Annotated in this window: 14 protein-coding genes; 12 read left to right on the top strand and 2 right to left on the bottom strand. The window is 42.6% G+C overall.

Translation table 11 applies throughout. From position 1 onward, the window contains the following. The first annotated feature begins 216 nt into the window (after nucleotides 1-216). On the top strand, nucleotides 217-1,029 hold the full coding sequence (gene yidA / locus NSQ11_RS18480; protein ID WP_008345739.1) for a sugar-phosphatase: 813 nt from the start codon (nucleotides 217-219) through the stop codon (nucleotides 1,027-1,029). Between the two features lie 35 nt (nucleotides 1,030-1,064). On the opposite strand, the gene NSQ11_RS18475 is transcribed toward yidA, so the two are convergent. Continuing rightward, nucleotides 1,065-2,072 carry a LuxR C-terminal-related transcriptional regulator gene (locus NSQ11_RS18475; protein ID WP_017358624.1) on the bottom strand — a complete coding sequence of 336 codons (1,008 nt, stop codon included), beginning with the start codon at nucleotides 2,070-2,072 and terminating at the stop codon, nucleotides 1,065-1,067. A gap of 125 nt (nucleotides 2,073-2,197) precedes the next feature. Between NSQ11_RS18475 and NSQ11_RS18470 the strand changes: the two genes are divergently transcribed. The 3 genes from NSQ11_RS18470 (at nucleotide 2,198) to NSQ11_RS18460 (ending at nucleotide 5,452) form a co-directional block, all read left to right on the top strand. Further along, complete coding sequence (locus NSQ11_RS18470; RefSeq protein WP_081114598.1) at nucleotides 2,198-2,905, top strand: class I SAM-dependent methyltransferase; 708 nt, start codon at nucleotides 2,198-2,200, stop codon at nucleotides 2,903-2,905. Next, nucleotides 2,902-3,999 carry a saccharopine dehydrogenase NADP-binding domain-containing protein gene (locus NSQ11_RS18465; protein ID WP_017368369.1) on the top strand — a complete coding sequence of 366 codons (1,098 nt, stop codon included), beginning with the start codon at nucleotides 2,902-2,904 and terminating at the stop codon, nucleotides 3,997-3,999. The genes NSQ11_RS18470 and NSQ11_RS18465 overlap by 4 nt, the downstream gene beginning before the upstream one ends. 181 nt (nucleotides 4,000-4,180) lie before the next feature. Beyond that, nucleotides 4,181-5,452 carry an MFS transporter gene (locus NSQ11_RS18460; RefSeq protein ID WP_342501194.1) on the top strand — a complete coding sequence of 424 codons (1,272 nt, stop codon included), beginning with the start codon at nucleotides 4,181-4,183 and terminating at the stop codon, nucleotides 5,450-5,452. A 96-nt stretch (nucleotides 5,453-5,548) separates the two neighbouring features. Here NSQ11_RS18460 and NSQ11_RS18455 read toward each other — a convergent pair whose 3' ends face one another. Further along, nucleotides 5,549-7,372: an acyltransferase family protein gene (locus tag NSQ11_RS18455; RefSeq protein WP_270110376.1), complete on the bottom strand. Its 1,824-nt coding sequence runs from the start codon at nucleotides 7,370-7,372 to the stop codon at nucleotides 5,549-5,551. A gap of 239 nt (nucleotides 7,373-7,611) precedes the next feature. Between NSQ11_RS18455 and NSQ11_RS18450 the strand changes: the two genes are divergently transcribed. The 8 genes from NSQ11_RS18450 to NSQ11_RS18415 all read left to right on the top strand — a co-directional run bounded on the left by NSQ11_RS18450 (nucleotide 7,612) and on the right by NSQ11_RS18415 (nucleotide 14,879). Beyond that, nucleotides 7,612-8,487: an aldose 1-epimerase family protein gene (locus tag NSQ11_RS18450; protein ID WP_342501193.1), complete on the top strand. Its 876-nt coding sequence runs from the start codon at nucleotides 7,612-7,614 to the stop codon at nucleotides 8,485-8,487. Nucleotides 8,488-8,547: 60 nt separating this feature from the next. Further along, on the top strand, nucleotides 8,548-9,492 hold the full coding sequence (locus NSQ11_RS18445) for a sugar-binding transcriptional regulator (protein ID WP_048002487.1): 945 nt from the start codon (nucleotides 8,548-8,550) through the stop codon (nucleotides 9,490-9,492). An 84-nt stretch (nucleotides 9,493-9,576) separates the two neighbouring features. Continuing rightward, nucleotides 9,577-10,248, top strand: coding sequence for a deoxyribose-phosphate aldolase (gene deoC, locus NSQ11_RS18440; RefSeq protein ID WP_017358631.1), 672 nt, complete (start codon nucleotides 9,577-9,579; stop codon nucleotides 10,246-10,248). 167 nt (nucleotides 10,249-10,415) lie between these two features. Further along, entirely contained in the window at nucleotides 10,416-11,597 is a 1,182-nt protein-coding gene (locus NSQ11_RS18435; RefSeq protein WP_017358632.1) for a NupC/NupG family nucleoside CNT transporter, read from the top strand. Nucleotides 11,598-11,621: 24 nt separating this feature from the next. Beyond that, a complete protein-coding gene (locus NSQ11_RS18430; RefSeq protein ID WP_052320658.1) occupies nucleotides 11,622-12,923 on the top strand; it encodes a pyrimidine-nucleoside phosphorylase in 1,302 nt (433 codons plus the stop codon). 541 nt (nucleotides 12,924-13,464) lie between these two features. Continuing rightward, the gene (locus tag NSQ11_RS18425; protein ID WP_052320558.1) at nucleotides 13,465-13,908 is read left to right on the top strand and encodes a MarR family transcriptional regulator; all 444 of its coding nucleotides are present in this window, start codon (nucleotides 13,465-13,467) and stop codon (nucleotides 13,906-13,908) included. 13 nt (nucleotides 13,909-13,921) lie between these two features. Continuing rightward, nucleotides 13,922-14,560, top strand: a complete 639-nt coding sequence (locus NSQ11_RS18420) for a nitroreductase family protein (RefSeq protein WP_017358636.1) — start codon at nucleotides 13,922-13,924, stop codon at nucleotides 14,558-14,560. Between the two features lie 25 nt (nucleotides 14,561-14,585). Next, nucleotides 14,586-14,879 carry a putative quinol monooxygenase gene (locus NSQ11_RS18415; protein WP_046526801.1) on the top strand — a complete coding sequence of 98 codons (294 nt, stop codon included), beginning with the start codon at nucleotides 14,586-14,588 and terminating at the stop codon, nucleotides 14,877-14,879. The last annotated feature ends 181 nt before the right edge of the window (nucleotides 14,880-15,060 follow it).

The following is a 15,060-nucleotide window of genomic DNA, read 5'->3' as shown; positions in this document are numbered from 1 at the left end:
AAATGACAGGTCTGTCCTATTCACAGCGGATTTCATAGAATAGGTTATAATAGATGAGGATGAAGTGATTTTTTGTTACAGATATGAACAAGTAGACAGTGTGAGAAAAAAACGATAGGCTGAAATAGGTACATAGTATGGTGAACAGCATGTGATCATGTAGATGATCACTCAAAATAGTGACAGCACGTTTTGCTGAGAAAAGGGGAGCAGTGAATGTATAAATTAGTCGCAATTGATATGGATGGTACGTTATTAAATGATCAGCATATGGTGCCGGATGAGGTGTTTGAAGCCATTCAACAGGCGAAGGCAGAAGGCGTTAAAATTGTTTTATGTACAGGCCGGCCGATTGGCGGGGTGCATCGCTATTTAAAAGAGCTGCAGCTTGATCAAGAGGGGGATTATGTCATCGCCTATAATGGAGCACTTGTACAAAACAGCCATACAAATGAAGTCGTATCAGAATTAACTTTATCCTATGATGATTTGACTTCTTTATATGAACTGAGCCGTCAGCTGGATACACCTATGCATTATTTCGATTCAGCTCATCTATACACACCAAATCGGGATATTAGTGAATACACGGTACTTGAATCGTACTTAACGAAATTGCCGCTTAAGTATTTACCTGTCGAAGAGGCAGACCCATCCATGAGACTTCCGAAGATGATGTATATTGATCAGCCGGAACGTTTGGAAAAGACGATACAAGCCATTCCATCTGAAGTGAAGGATCAGTACATGATGGTAAAAAGCACAGATTTCTTCCTAGAAATTCTCCATCCTGATGTGAGCAAAGGGAATGCCGTGAAGCTTCTAGCGCATGAACTGGGAATTTCTCGTGAAGAAGTGATGGCGATTGGTGACAATGGGAACGACGTGTCGATGCTAGAATTTGCGGGCTGTGGCGTTGCGATGGGAAATGCCATTGAAGATGTCAAAGCAGTTGCGGATGTTGTGACAAAATCCAATAACGAAGCAGGAGTCGCACATGTTCTGCATGAGCGAGTCATCGGAAAATAAAGAAAGAGCGGTCTACCAATGAGGTAGCCGCTTTTTTATATGTGTGAGAAAAAGTAAACAAGCATACGTCTGCTGTTCAAATTTGTTTTTTCGAGCATTGCCTTTACATGATCATGCACCGTATGAGGCGAGATAAATAACGTACTGGCAATTTCCTTTGTGGATTGTCCTTTGATTAAGCAGTCAAGGACGTTCATTTCTCTTTCTGTCAGCCGATATGTTTTCGCTATATAAGGAAGAATGTCACTTGTTTGAGCTCGTTTAATATGAATCATGACAGCCTCTTCCTGCCCGGCTGCCTGTGCTAAACGAAATGCTTGAAGAGAGAGAAAACGCCCTGTCGGCATTCTGGTGATGCTGACCGCTGTTTGGTCACCGCCGCCATATAAAAGCTTAGCACCTAATGCTCTAAACGGACGGGGCATGATGGCACCGTCATGAATTTGCTCAAAGGTTTGGAAGGTGTGGAGCCAATGAAGTCCGGTTTCATTTCCATAAAGAAGATGGTAATCGTGTGAAAGAATGAGGAAGCCTTGGTGTTCCGCCGTTTCATCTTCTTCCGTTTCTCTTCTTTTAAAAAGTTCATCTCTTAGCTTGGCTGCGAGTGCTGGTGTTTGGCGACTAACCGCTTGTATATCTTGTTCATGAAAAGGTTCCTTCTCCTTTTTCCGATAAAGGCTGGCGATTCCCCAGCATTCACCTTGAATCACAAGGGCTGCCCGCAATTCATCTGCCCATCCGTTAGGCAACAAAATGTGCTGGTATCGACCACTATTGAGGTATTCTCCGCTTTGGACGAGACTGGCAACGTGGACAGGACCTTTCGCTAGATCTTCATGCTGGTGCACATCTTTTTTTAAATATTCATTTTGAAACAGCTCGTTATGTATGGCTTCAATCGGTTCATCTGTAAAAGAACCCGTCGAGAGGAGAGTAGCTGGATCAATAGTTGTGATACAGGCAGCATCAAAATCACAGATAGCAGCAAGTTCATCTCGAATGCTTTTTCTCAGCTGCTGAAAATGAGCGGCTGGATTGTTCATTTGATCTCCTCCTCAATATCCCCACTTTTAGGGATCGTTTTTTCTCATCTATCTTCTTACAATGAAGATAACATACCGTTAGTGTAAAGGGAACGAAGCAAAGCGGAAACTGGAGGAGAAGACATATGAGTGTAAATCAACATTGGCATGATCCTGTTGCTGAATCCTATGCAGCGACAATTGCACATAAAGTACCGGGCTATCATCTTTTGCATGAGCTGACAGTGGATAGAGTAGAAATCGAATTAATGGGAGCGGCTCCTCGCATGTTAACAGTCGGAGCAGGTGGGGGCGAAGAGATCATCAACATGCTTCAAAGAAATAAAGACTGGCATATCACAGGGGTTGATCCATCTCCAACCATGCTTGATATGGCCAAGCGCAGAGTGGCACAGCTTCATATGCAAGATCGCGTCACATGGTATGAGATGGCCTTAGACAAAGTGCCGGTTGAAAAGTTGTACGATGCAGCAGTAAGTTTGCTTGTCATTCATTTTGTAAAAGATCAGCTGACCTTTTTACAGGAGATTGCCCGCCGGCTTCAGCCAGGGGCGCCTCTCGTGCTGGCGTTTATTCAAGGAGACCCAGAAACGCCTGCATTTCAGCAGGAGCTTCATATGCTTTCTCTCTTCATGAAGCGTCAAGGCTTGGGAAAGGAAGTGTTTACGTCCTTCCGAGAAAGGCTGGGTGTCACAACATATCCCGTGTCTGAAAAAAAGATGACAGCACAATTAACCGAAGCAGGATTTCAAGACATCAGACCTTATTTTCAAGCGGGCATGATCAAAGGGATTGTTTGTAAAAGAGGCAATAGAAAGGCGGTTGGAAAATGAGGTCAAAAGTGATGGTGATAGGCGGCTATGGACATGTGGGGCAGCAAATATGTCTTCAATTAAGTGACGTGTATCCAGGCCAAGTCTTTGCGGCTGGCCGAAGTTATGAGAAGGCTGAACAATTTGCACGCCAAACAAATGGGCGTGTACGTCCATTTCAGATAGACGTCAGACAACCAATGGATACGGACTGGATGGATGAAACGAAACTCGTGATCATGTGTCTGGATCAAGATGACACGTCATTTGCTGAAACATGCTTACGATCAGGTATTGATTATCTCGATATTTCGGCAAAAGGAGCCTATATTGAGAAGCTAGCAAAGGTCCATCAACAGCAATTGAACGCAACGGCTGTGCTGAGCGTAGGTCTTGCACCTGGTCTCACCAATTTGCTTGCAGCGAAGGCGGCATCTATTCTGACTTCTGTGGAGCAAATTGATATTAGTATCATGCTTGGGCTAGGTGACCAGCATGGAAAAGCGGCTATTGAATGGACGCTTGATCATGTGCATACGGATTATGAGCTGACGAAGAATCATCAGCGAAAGAAAGTCAAAAGTTTTACTGGAGGGAAACGCATTGATTTTGGCAAAACGCTTGGAAAGCGGCAAGCCTATCAGTTTCCTTTCTCTGACCAGCAAACATTGCCTTCGACGCTCCATGTGCCTTCTGTGACAACAAGGCTCTGTTTTGATTCTGGTGTAGCGACACGTGCATTTGCTCTCACAAGGAAACTCGGAATGACGTCCCTTCTCACGATGCCGAAAATCAAGGAACGAGCCATTTCACTAATTCAATCTGCTCAAATGGGTACAGATCAATATGCAGTGAAAGTGGAAGCGGTAGGATTGAAGGGTAACGAAATTCATCAAGCAGCGCTTGGAATAAAAGGTCGCGATGAGTCTCAAGCAACGGCTCAAGTCGCCAGTGCTGCGGCACTGCATGTATTGAGCAGGCAGTTTCAGGCAGGTGTCTTTCATATCGAAGAATTATTTTCATTAGCGTATGAGAATGGTGATTTTGCGTTGGTGGATCAAAAAACGAAGGAAAAGCACGCATTAGCATTGAGTGCCAGTCTTTTAACGGCATAAAAGAAAACGACAAAAGATACGCATCAGCTCAAAAGTACAGGTCAGTCATGTGGCGCTTTATTCATGATCCGAAAACAACCGCTTGCTCTCCATGTAAATGGCCGAGAGGCAATCAAGGATGGTAGTCGGAACTGATATAATGGTTACATTGGGCAAATAAACCTCAAGTGGGTGTTTACAAGTGTTAGATACAGAACAAGATGTGGTGAAGAATTATATAGATTCACCCCAAAAATTGAAAAATTTATATAGACGAGTATTGTTCGTTGTCAGTCTATCGCAAATATTTGGAGGGGCTGGAATAGCTGCAGGAATTACGGTAGGTGCCATTTTAGCGCAACAAATGCTTGGAACTGAAGCCTATGCAGGAGTCCCAATCGCTTTATTTACTTTGGGGTCAGCTGGGTCAGCTTTCATTGTAGGAAAGCTTTCGCAACGTTATGGACGACGCATCGGTTTATCGACAGGTTTTGTTGCTGGAGGGCTCGGAGCAATTGGCGTTGTGCTGGCAGCTATGATGAATAGTGTCATTTTATTATTTGCATCGCTCTTCATTTACGGAGCAGGAACATCCACGAACTTACAAGCGCGTTATGCTGGGACGGACTTAGCGAATTCTAAACAGCGTGCAACTGCCATTAGTACAACAATGGTCATGACAACATTTGGAGCAGTAGCAGGTCCGAATTTAGTTGAAGTGATGGGTAAATTTGCAGTGTCCATTGGTGTTCCAGCACTTGCCGGTCCTTTTATTTTATCAGCAGTAGCATTTATTGTAGCTGGTCTTGTCCTTTTTATTCTGTTGCGTCCTGATCCATTAGACATTGCCCGAAGAATAGCAACTTACAAAGCAGAACATGGTCATGGAAATAAAGCAGATGCTGCTGATAAAAAAACAGATAAAAAAGGGCTTACAGTAGGTGCCACAGTGATGATCTTAACTCAAATTGTCATGGTGGCACTCATGACCATGACACCGGTGCATATGCAGCATCATGGTCATGGATTAGCCGAAGTGGGCATTGTGATTGGTTTTCATATAGGGGCCATGTATCTTCCTTCACCTATCACGGGTGTACTTGTAGATAAACTAGGACGAACAGCTATGAGCATAGCGTCGGGCATCACATTGTTACTTGCTGGTTTATTGGCAGCATTCGCACCAAGTGATTCAATGATTCTATTAATCATTGCTTTGTCTTTACTTGGATTGGGATGGAACTTTGGTTTAATTAGTGGTACTGCTCAAATAGTGGATTCTACAGAACCATCATCCCGGGCAAAAACCCAAGGAACACTCGATGTTTTTGTTGCGTTAGCAGGTGCTTCTGGCGGTGCCCTTTCAGGAATGGTCGTTGCGAATACGAGTTATGCTACATTATCTTTAAGCGGAGGAATTTTATCGTTAATTCTCATCCCTGTCATCGTTTGGTCTTTTAAAAGTAAAACATAATGCAGCTCCGTGCTCATCCATCACAAAAAAAGACATGCCTCCAATCATAGGAAAGCATGTCTTTTTTGAATCTCTCTTCACAGGATGCTAGTCTTCTTATGATGCCGAGGACACATCTCCTTTTTTCTTGATACTGGCTTTAATGAGCTCAGTCAATGTGTCAGAGCCTTTTGTGGAAAGATGAACACCATCTGGCTGAAAATAGGATGGCTGTCCGGTAGCGGCTGAATGCCAATCGACTAAGCTCACATTGTGGTGTTGATTGGCCACACGCTCAATGACTGCATTCACATCATTTTCCCAAGCTCTTGGAACGCGAGTGTTCACAAGAAAAATATGTGCCTTCGAGAAATGTTGAATGAATGAGGTCAAAGTCCCCTCTGTAAAATAACCATTTGTGCCAAGCTCAATAATAACAGCGGCATCAGCCTTGTTAAAAGAAGCATATTGAGGGGCGATGCGGATGGCTTCGTTCATTTGCCTTCCGACCCTTGCGTCAATGGTGATGGGTTCATAGGCCTTTTCTAAATTTGAAGCAATGTCTAACATGACGGAATCACCAATGGCAAGAACTTGGTGAAATTGTTTAGGGTCCGCTGCTTTTTTCTCATGTTTGTCTTTCTTTTTCTTCACTTTTGATTCTGTCTGATCGCCTGCCTTTTGGGGCGCTGTCTTAATTTGTGTGACTTCCTTGGCATGTGGGGATGTATGAGACGAGCTAGACATGCCAATGGTAAATAAAATCAAAAGGACTGCCGCAATCCCAAGAAACACTTTATTGGACATAGACCATTGCTTGATTCCTGTTTTCCAAATCGACCAAGAGGCAAAATAGTGTCTAAACCCGAGTTTACGAATCGGCTGTTCGATCAAACGATAGGAAGCCTCTGATATGAGTAGAATTGCGATGAGCTGCAATGTGACACGTCCCATGGAAGGCTGTCCAATCTCAATGACCGGTGTGGTCAACACGATAATTGGATAATGCCATAAGTAGATGCCATAAGACCGCTTTCCGAGCCAAACGAGTGGTTGAAAAGACAGCCATTTCCCAATCAGACTGGCAGGATGGCAGACACACGCAATTAAGATCGCTGCATTCAGACAGAATAAAAGCATACCGCCTTGGTAGAGAAAGCCGTCAAATTCGTCGACTGCATAAACACATAAGAGGAAAATGACCATCGAACCGAATCCGGCTATTTGTAACATACGTCTGCCGACAGGAAGTAATTTTCTGCTGGAAAGTCTGTGCATGGGCCAGACAAATGCAAGACTGCACCCGATGAGGAGTGCAAACGCACGTGTGTCTGTTCCATAATAGATCCTGCTCGGGTCAGTATCCGGTGAATAGAGAATGGCCATCCATAAAGCAGATACAAGTGCCAGACCAAAGGTGATCATAGGGAGGTGGGATCTATTTTTCACCCATTTCAGTCCAGCAATCAACAGTACCGGCCAAATGAGATAAAATTGCTCTTCAATCGCCAAAGACCATAAATTTTTTAGTGGAGATACAGCATTAAAGCTGTCAAAGTAAGAGAGCTGATGAAAAATGTACCACCAGTTACTCACATAAAAAAAGGATGATAAGGCATCGCCACGAATGGACATTAATGCATTTGAACCAGCAATGGCGCACCAGCTGACGATTAAAAAAATCATGACGTAGGCAGCTGGAAGCAGCCTTCTGATGCGGCCCATCCAAAAAGGCAGAAGCTCTTGATAGCCCAAATCCTGCTTATGCAGCAAGATGGTTGTAATCAAGTAACCAGAAATCACAAAAAACAAATCAACGCCAAGAAACCCGCCGCTCGCAGGTCCAATATGTAAGTGATAAGCAATGACCGCCAAAACGGCAACAGCTCTCAGCCCATCTAATCCTAATATGTAATGTAAACGGTTTTCCTTGCTATTCATGAAAAAGAATCCCCCATCAATGTCAAACGCTTCTTTTTTGTTGTCACTCCAAAAGAACAACGATTCTTTTATTTTATATAAGATTAGACGAATCAGCATTACATTTTGTTGGCGAATTTCTGTCTTTTTTAAAATTTTTTTATATGAAGAATTATTCTAAGGCTTGAGGGATTCTTATTTTTATACTCAAACCGAAAATCCCTGTCATAATAAAAGAAGAAGGAAAGGGGATGTGTTGAATGAGAACGATTGAAAATGATCTGTTATTGGTTCAAATCAATGAGAGAGGTGCCGAGGTGAGAGAGGTGCTTCATAAAGAAAGTGGACGTCAATATATGTGGTCTGGTGACCCTGCTTATTGGGGCAGGGTGTCGCCCGTCTTATTTCCGATTGTCGGACGGTTGAAGGATGATCAATACAAGATAGACGATGAAACGTATCAACTCTCGCAGCATGGATTTTTGCGTGATGTTGATTTTGAACTATTTGAAGAAGCAAAAGATCAGGTGATTTTTCAATATCAATCAAATGGCCGTCACACGTCACAATATCCGTATGAATTTACAGCGCGCATCAGTTATGCACTGTCGGAAAATGGACTAACGATTTCCTGGGAAATTGTTCATGAAGGAGATGGCACGATGTATTTCTCGATTGGTGGGCATCCGGCATTTCATGTCCCGCTTGTTGAAGGCGAGCAGACAGCTGATTATTCACTCACATTGATCCCTTCCACCGAACATGATCCAATTCAATATGAACTTCATGATTCACTTGTGAGAGAGAAGAAGAAAGGTGTTGAGTTTGAGTCGATTCAACTTCGCCCAGAACTTTTTCAGAACGATGCAATGATCTTTAGTCATATTGAGCAAGTATCATTGACTTCTCAAGCAGGTCACGGCGTTGAGGTCGATCTCAGTGGTTTTCCGTTCGTTGGTATTTGGTCTCCATATGATCAAGAAAAGGTAACAATGGCTCCTTTTGTTTGTATTGAGCCTTGGTATGGGATCGCTGATATGGAAGGGACAAACGGGCAGTATAAGGAGAAATTCGGCATTCAAACCTTAGAGAAGCAAGAGACCTTTCACGCAGCTTACACCATTTTCTTTAAATGAACATTTGTGCATGGTGAAGTGAACAATTTGTTATGATAGAGGAAAAAAGGAGGCGTACGAATGGATCGGGACAAACAGCAATTAAGTATTGAAGCAGCAAGGCTCTATTACTTATCTGATTACAGTCAGCAGGAAATCGCCAAGCAGCTTGACCTGTCGAGGCCAACGGTGTCTCGTCTGCTTCAGTATGCGAAGGAAAAAGGGTACGTCCAAATTACAGTGATGGACCCATTTGAGGATTTAAATGAGCTGTCCTTATTGCTGAAAGAAAAATATGATCTGCTCGAGGCTCATGTGGTATTTTCGCCAAAGGACGATTATCCAACGATTACGGATTACTTGAGCCGGTTTGGTGCAGATTATCTTCAAAATACGGTGAAAGACGGCGATATCGTTGGAGTGAGCTGGGGCACCACGATGTATCAAATTGCTCAAAAGATGCAACCTAAACAGGTAAAAGGGGTAGAAGTGGTTCAGCTGAAAGGTGGAATCAGCCATTCACATGTGAATACATATTCTGCGGAAACGATTCAGCTGTTTGCATCAGCTTTTCAAACGGCACCACGCTATTTGCCACTGCCTGTTGTGTTCGATAGTGCCGCCGTTAAAGAGATGGTCGAACAGGACAGACATATTCAGCGCATTATTGAAATGGGCAAACAGGCAAATATCGCTGTGTTTACTGTTGGGACGGTAAGAGATGAGGCGCTTTTGTTTAGACTCGGTTATTTCCGTGAAGAAGAAAAGGCGCTGCTCAAGACATCCAGTGTCGGAGATATCTGTTCGCGTTTTTATGATCAAGAAGGACGCATTTGCAGTGAAGCGATTAATAATCGCACAATCGGTGTGGAGCTGGATGATTTGAGAACAAAAGAGCGCTCCATTCTTGTTGCTGGTGGACATCGAAAGGTTGCCTCTATCCATGGGGCGCTGAGAGGAAAATATGCGAACGTATTGATGATCGATCAGCACACAGCAAGAGCTCTTTTAAATGTCACAAAATAGATGAACAAAATTTCATAACTATATTTACAATTGTTCAATAGTCATTTAAGATGAAAGTATCATATTTAAAAGGAAGTGTGAATCATGACAATAGCAAAGCTCATTGATCATACAGCACTAAAACCAGATACATCTAAAGCTGCGATCATGCAGTTACTAGAAGAAGCAAAGACATATCAATTTGCTTCCGTTTGTGTGAACCCAACTTGGGTATCTCTTGCGGCGAAAGAACTAGAAGGAACAGGCGTTGATGTATGTACAGTCATCGGTTTCCCGTTAGGTGCAAACACAACAGCAGTGAAAGCATTTGAAACAAAGGATGCCATTGAAAACGGTGCAACTGAAGTGGACATGGTCATCAATATTGCGGCATTGAAAGATGGCGAATATGATGCAGTTGAACAAGATATTCGTGCCGTTGTAGACGCAGCAAAAGGCAAAGCCTTAGTGAAAGTCATCATTGAAACTTGTCTACTCACGGATGAAGAGAAAGTACAAGCTTGTGAACTTTCTGTAAAAGCTGGCGCTGATTTCGTCAAAACATCGACTGGATTTAGTACAGGCGGTGCAACAGCTGAGGACATCGCATTAATGCGTAAAACAGTTGGACCTGACATCGGTGTCAAAGCATCAGGCGGCGTGAGAACAAAAGAAGACGTAGAAGCGATGACAGCTGCAGGCGCAACCCGTATTGGTGCCAGTGCAGGCGTTTCCATTATTAAAGGGGATCAATCAGCTCCTTCTAAAGACTATTAATTCATACGATCCTATGGTAGGATAACAATCATGACTCATTAGATGATGAAAAAGTCATATGCGGAAGGGTCTCATTTCTGGGATTTTCTTCCGCAATTTGTTTGCGAAATAGGGTTTGTTCCATACAAGCACATTAATGTAAACGAATTCATTCAAGGAGGAAAAACATGAAATACGTCATTGGTATTATCGGTTTGCTGGTGATTCTCGCCATTGCATGGCTGGCAAGTAACGGGAAAAAGCGAGTGAAATTCCGTCCAGTCATTGTCATGATTGTACTGCAATTTATTTTAGGTTATATTCTGCTCAATACAGGTGTTGGGAACTTCCTAGTCGGGGGCTTTGCAAAAGGATTCCAAATGCTTCTAGGCTATGCTGGTGAAGGGATCAACTTCGTATTTGGCGGTTTAATGAATGATAATGCGTCAACTTTCTTTATCAATGTCTTGCTGCCGATCGTCTTCATTTCTGCCTTGATTGGTATCCTGCAGCATTGGCGTATCCTTCCGCTGATCGTACGCGGAATTGGGTATTTGCTTAGTAAAGTCAATGGAATGGGGAAACTAGAATCTTACAACGCCGTAGCGTCAGCGATTTTAGGTCAATCCGAAGTGTTCATTTCCATTAAGAAGCAGCTTGGATTATTACCTCAACAGCGTCTTTATACATTGTGTGCATCTGCGATGTCGACTGTATCAATGTCCATTGTCGGTGCGTATATGCAAATGATTAAACCGGAGTACGTTGTTACAGCACTTGTGCTGAACCTATTTGGTGGATTTATTATTGCGTCTATCATCAATCCATATGAAGTGTCTAAAGACGAAGACATGCTTGAAGTCGTAGAAGAAGAAAGACAATCTTTCTTCGAAATGCTCGGCGAATACATTATGGATGGTTTCAAAGTAGCCATTGTTGTGGCTGCGATGTTGATTGGATTCGTTGCATTAATTGCGATGATTAATGGTATTTTCACAGCTGCCATCGGTGTTTCTTTCCAAGATGTACTTGGATATGTGTTTGCACCATTTGCTTTCCTTGTTGGTGTACCTTGGAGTGAAGCGGTACAAGCAGGAAGTATTATGGCGACCAAAATGGTATCTAACGAATTTGTAGCGATGCTTGCTCTATCTGGCGACGGTCTTCATTTCACTGCTCGTACAGAAGCGATCATTTCTGTATTCCTTGTGTCATTTGCGAACTTCTCGTCTATCGGTATCATTGCTGGAGCAGTGAAAGGCTTAAATGAAAAACAAGGAAACGTTGTCGCACGCTTTGGATTAAAGCTGTTATTCGGTGCAACACTCGTCAGCTTCTTAACAGCAGGCGTTGTCGGTTTGATTTACTAAACTAAAAAAGGAATGGTGAAAACAATGAGAATGGTAGATATCATTGCGAAAAAACGTGACGGAAAAGAATTATCTTCAGAGGAAATTTCTTTCTTTGTCAAAGGTTATACGGACGGAACAATTCCTGACTACCAAGCAAGTGCCTTGGCGATGGCGATTTTCTTCCAAGATATGACGGATCAAGAACGTGCAGATTTAACACTCGCTATGGCAAACTCAGGGGACACGATTGACCTGTCTGCTATCGAAGGTATTAAAGTAGACAAGCATTCAACAGGCGGTGTAGGCGATACAACAACGCTTGTACTCGCTCCTCTTGTTGCAGCACTTGATGTACCTGTTGCAAAAATGTCTGGGCGTGGTCTTGGACATACGGGTGGAACAGTCGACAAGTTAGAGGCAGTCAAAGGCTTCCACGTTGAAATTACAAAAGACGAGTTCATCGAACTGGTGAATCGTCATAAAGTAGCGGTCATTGGACAATCAGGCAACCTGACACCTGCTGATAAAAAACTGTATGCCCTTCGTGATGTAACAGGAACTGTTAACTCAATCCCGCTCATTGCAAGCTCGATTATGAGTAAGAAAATCGCTGCAGGCGCAGATGCAATCGTATTAGATGTGAAAACAGGTGCAGGTGCTTTCATGAAAACACCTGAAGACTCTGAGAAGCTTGCAAAAGCAATGGTTCGTATCGGAAATAATGTTGGCAGACAAACGATGGCTGTCATCTCAGACATGTCTCAGCCGCTAGGATTAGCGATTGGAAATTCCCTTGAAGTGAAAGAGGCGATTGACACGCTTAAAGGCGAAGGCCCTGAAGACTTAAACGAGCTTGTGCTCACATTAGGAAGTCAAATGGTCGTTCTTGCGAAAAAAGCAGAGACACTTGATGAAGCAAGAGAAAAGCTAATTGAAGTCATGAAAAACGGCAAAGCACTTGAGAAATTCAAGGAATTTTTAGAAAACCAAGGTGGAGACGGCTCGATTGTAGATCAACCGGAAAAATTGCCACAAGCACCTTATCAAATCGAAGTGCCGGCAAAAGAATCAGGTGTGATCGCTGAAATCGTCGCAGACGAAATCGGTGTTGCAGCGATGATTCTTGGAGCAGGACGTGCAACAAAAGAAGATGATATCGATCTATCTGTTGGCATCATGCTCAACAAAAAAGTAGGCGATCGTGTAGAAAAAGGTGAATCTCTCGTGACGCTGCATGCAAATCGTGAAGATGTTGAGAATGTCATGGAGAAAATTTATGACAACATCCGCATCGCTGACCATGCTGATGCTCCGACTTTGATTCATACAGTGATTACAGAATAAAGAGAAGAAGACAAAAGTGATGAATCGCTTTTGTCTTTTTTTTATGTAAATTTTAGGTAGCGCTTCTTCTAGATATGATAAGTTAGATGAGTGGGAGGGGATAAACCATGAGAATGCTCAAACTCATTCTCTTTATTTTTGTAGTCTTGATGATCATTGGATTTATCAGCTACTATGTGGGACCAACATCGACACCAAGTTCTTAAGGCGAGCAAAAGCTCGTCCCAGCGTGAAGACAAACCCTCGCATTCGGTGTCAGTCCTGCGCGCTGATGCTCACGAATGTCAAATTCGCTCCGCAAAAGTAGCTGTCCTTTCTAGACTGCAAAGGTTTTCTATCACGCTGAAAAGAAGACAAAGGGCTCAAATAAACTACATTTTAGCCCTTTGTCTACGACGAGCAAAAGCTCGTCTTTTTTAATTGGAATAAAAAATTTCACTTTATGAAACAAACCTCTTGCAATCATGAAACAATGGGTGTATATTAGTTGACGAGTCAATGATTGATATATCAACTAATTGATCTGAATAGAAAAGAGGGGATGGCATTGACTGCATTTTGCTCTGAAGAAGCAGAGGTATTATATCGTTTGCAGTGTGTGAACCGTATGATGGGTGTGAAGTTCGAAGCATGCACGGGCATCAGCCAATCAAGACTGGAGTTGCTATCACTGTTATTCCAAGCCGACGAAATCAGCCAATCCGATTTGCAGAAAAAAGTAAATATTGATAGTGCAGCTGTGACGCGTCACTTAAAACAGTTAGAAACAAAAGGAATGGTCATGCGCAGAAGAAAGCCGGAAGATAATCGAGTCACGCTTGTTCGTCTGACAGATGAAGGCAGAACAAGAATCGAAGCTTCTAAAAAAGAAAAAGAACGATTTATCTCAGAAATGCTTGAAAACGTAAGTGATGAAGAACGAAAGCTTCTCACTGATGTGCTCATCCGTATACAACAAAACATCGAAAAGATTCAAACAACCTAAAGGAGTGTTACACATGGCTACAACATTAAAAACAAACGATTTTATGGATATTATGAAAGGGCGCCGCTCCATTCGTAACTATGATCCAGCAGTGAAAATTAGCAAAGAAGAAATGACGGAGATTTTAGAAGAGGCAACAACAGCACCATCATCAGTGAATGCACAGCCTTGGCGCTTCATGGTCATTGACAGCCCAGAAGGAAAAGAAAAGCTTGCACCACTCGCAAAATTCAACCAAACACAAGTAGCTACATCAGCAGCTGTCATCGCTGTGTTTGCAGATATGAAAAACAATGAATACTTAGAAGAAATTTATTCAAAAGCAGTAGAAAATGGCTACATGCCGCAGGAAGTAAAAGAAAGACAAATTGCTGCATTAACTGCACATTTTGAAGCTCTTCCAGAGCAAGTGAATCGTGAAACGATCTTAATTGACGGTGGACTTGTGTCAATGCAGCTGATGCTTGCTGCTCGTGCGCATGGCTATGATACAAACCCAATTGGCGGATATGACAAAGAAGTCATCGCTGAAACATTCGGCTGGGATAAAGAGCGCTATGTACCAGTTATGCTTCTATCCATTGGGAAAGCGGCTGACGAAGGTTATGCTTCTTACCGTTTACCGATCGATCGCATCACAGAGTGGAAATAATTTTTAAAAAAAGGGAGACGATCATATGATTATTATTCATGCAGGGATGACCATTCATCCAGAGAAAGAAAACGTATTTCTAGAAGAAATCAACGGTTTAATGAAAGCTTCACAGGAAGAAGTAGGAAATGTGTCCTACAAGCTTTTCAAGGATACAGAGAAAGAAAACACCTTTTTAATGGTCGAAGTGTGGAAAGATGAAGCAGCGGTTCAAAGCCATAATGCAAGTGCACATTTCCAAGCTTTCGTCGCAAAGGCAAAAGAATTTTTAGCCGCTCCACTTGATGTTGTTGCATATCAAGGAGAGCAGCTATCATAGAAAAACAACAAACACCCTAGGCATTTATAGCCTAGGGTTCTTTTATTTTCGACGATTCGTTTCACCTATTTCAATCTCGTATTGTGCATTTTCCACAAAATTTCTGAAAATAAAATGTTTTTCGACTTAAGTATATTGGAATATGCTAGAATTAGATATTATTTATTACCAAATTAGGGAG

The organism is Bacillus sp. FSL W7-1582, from assembly GCF_038593325.1.
GTDB lineage: Bacteria > Bacillota > Bacilli > Bacillales > Bacillaceae > Bacillus > Bacillus altitudinis.
This window is presented reverse-complemented; position numbering and strand designations above follow the sequence as displayed.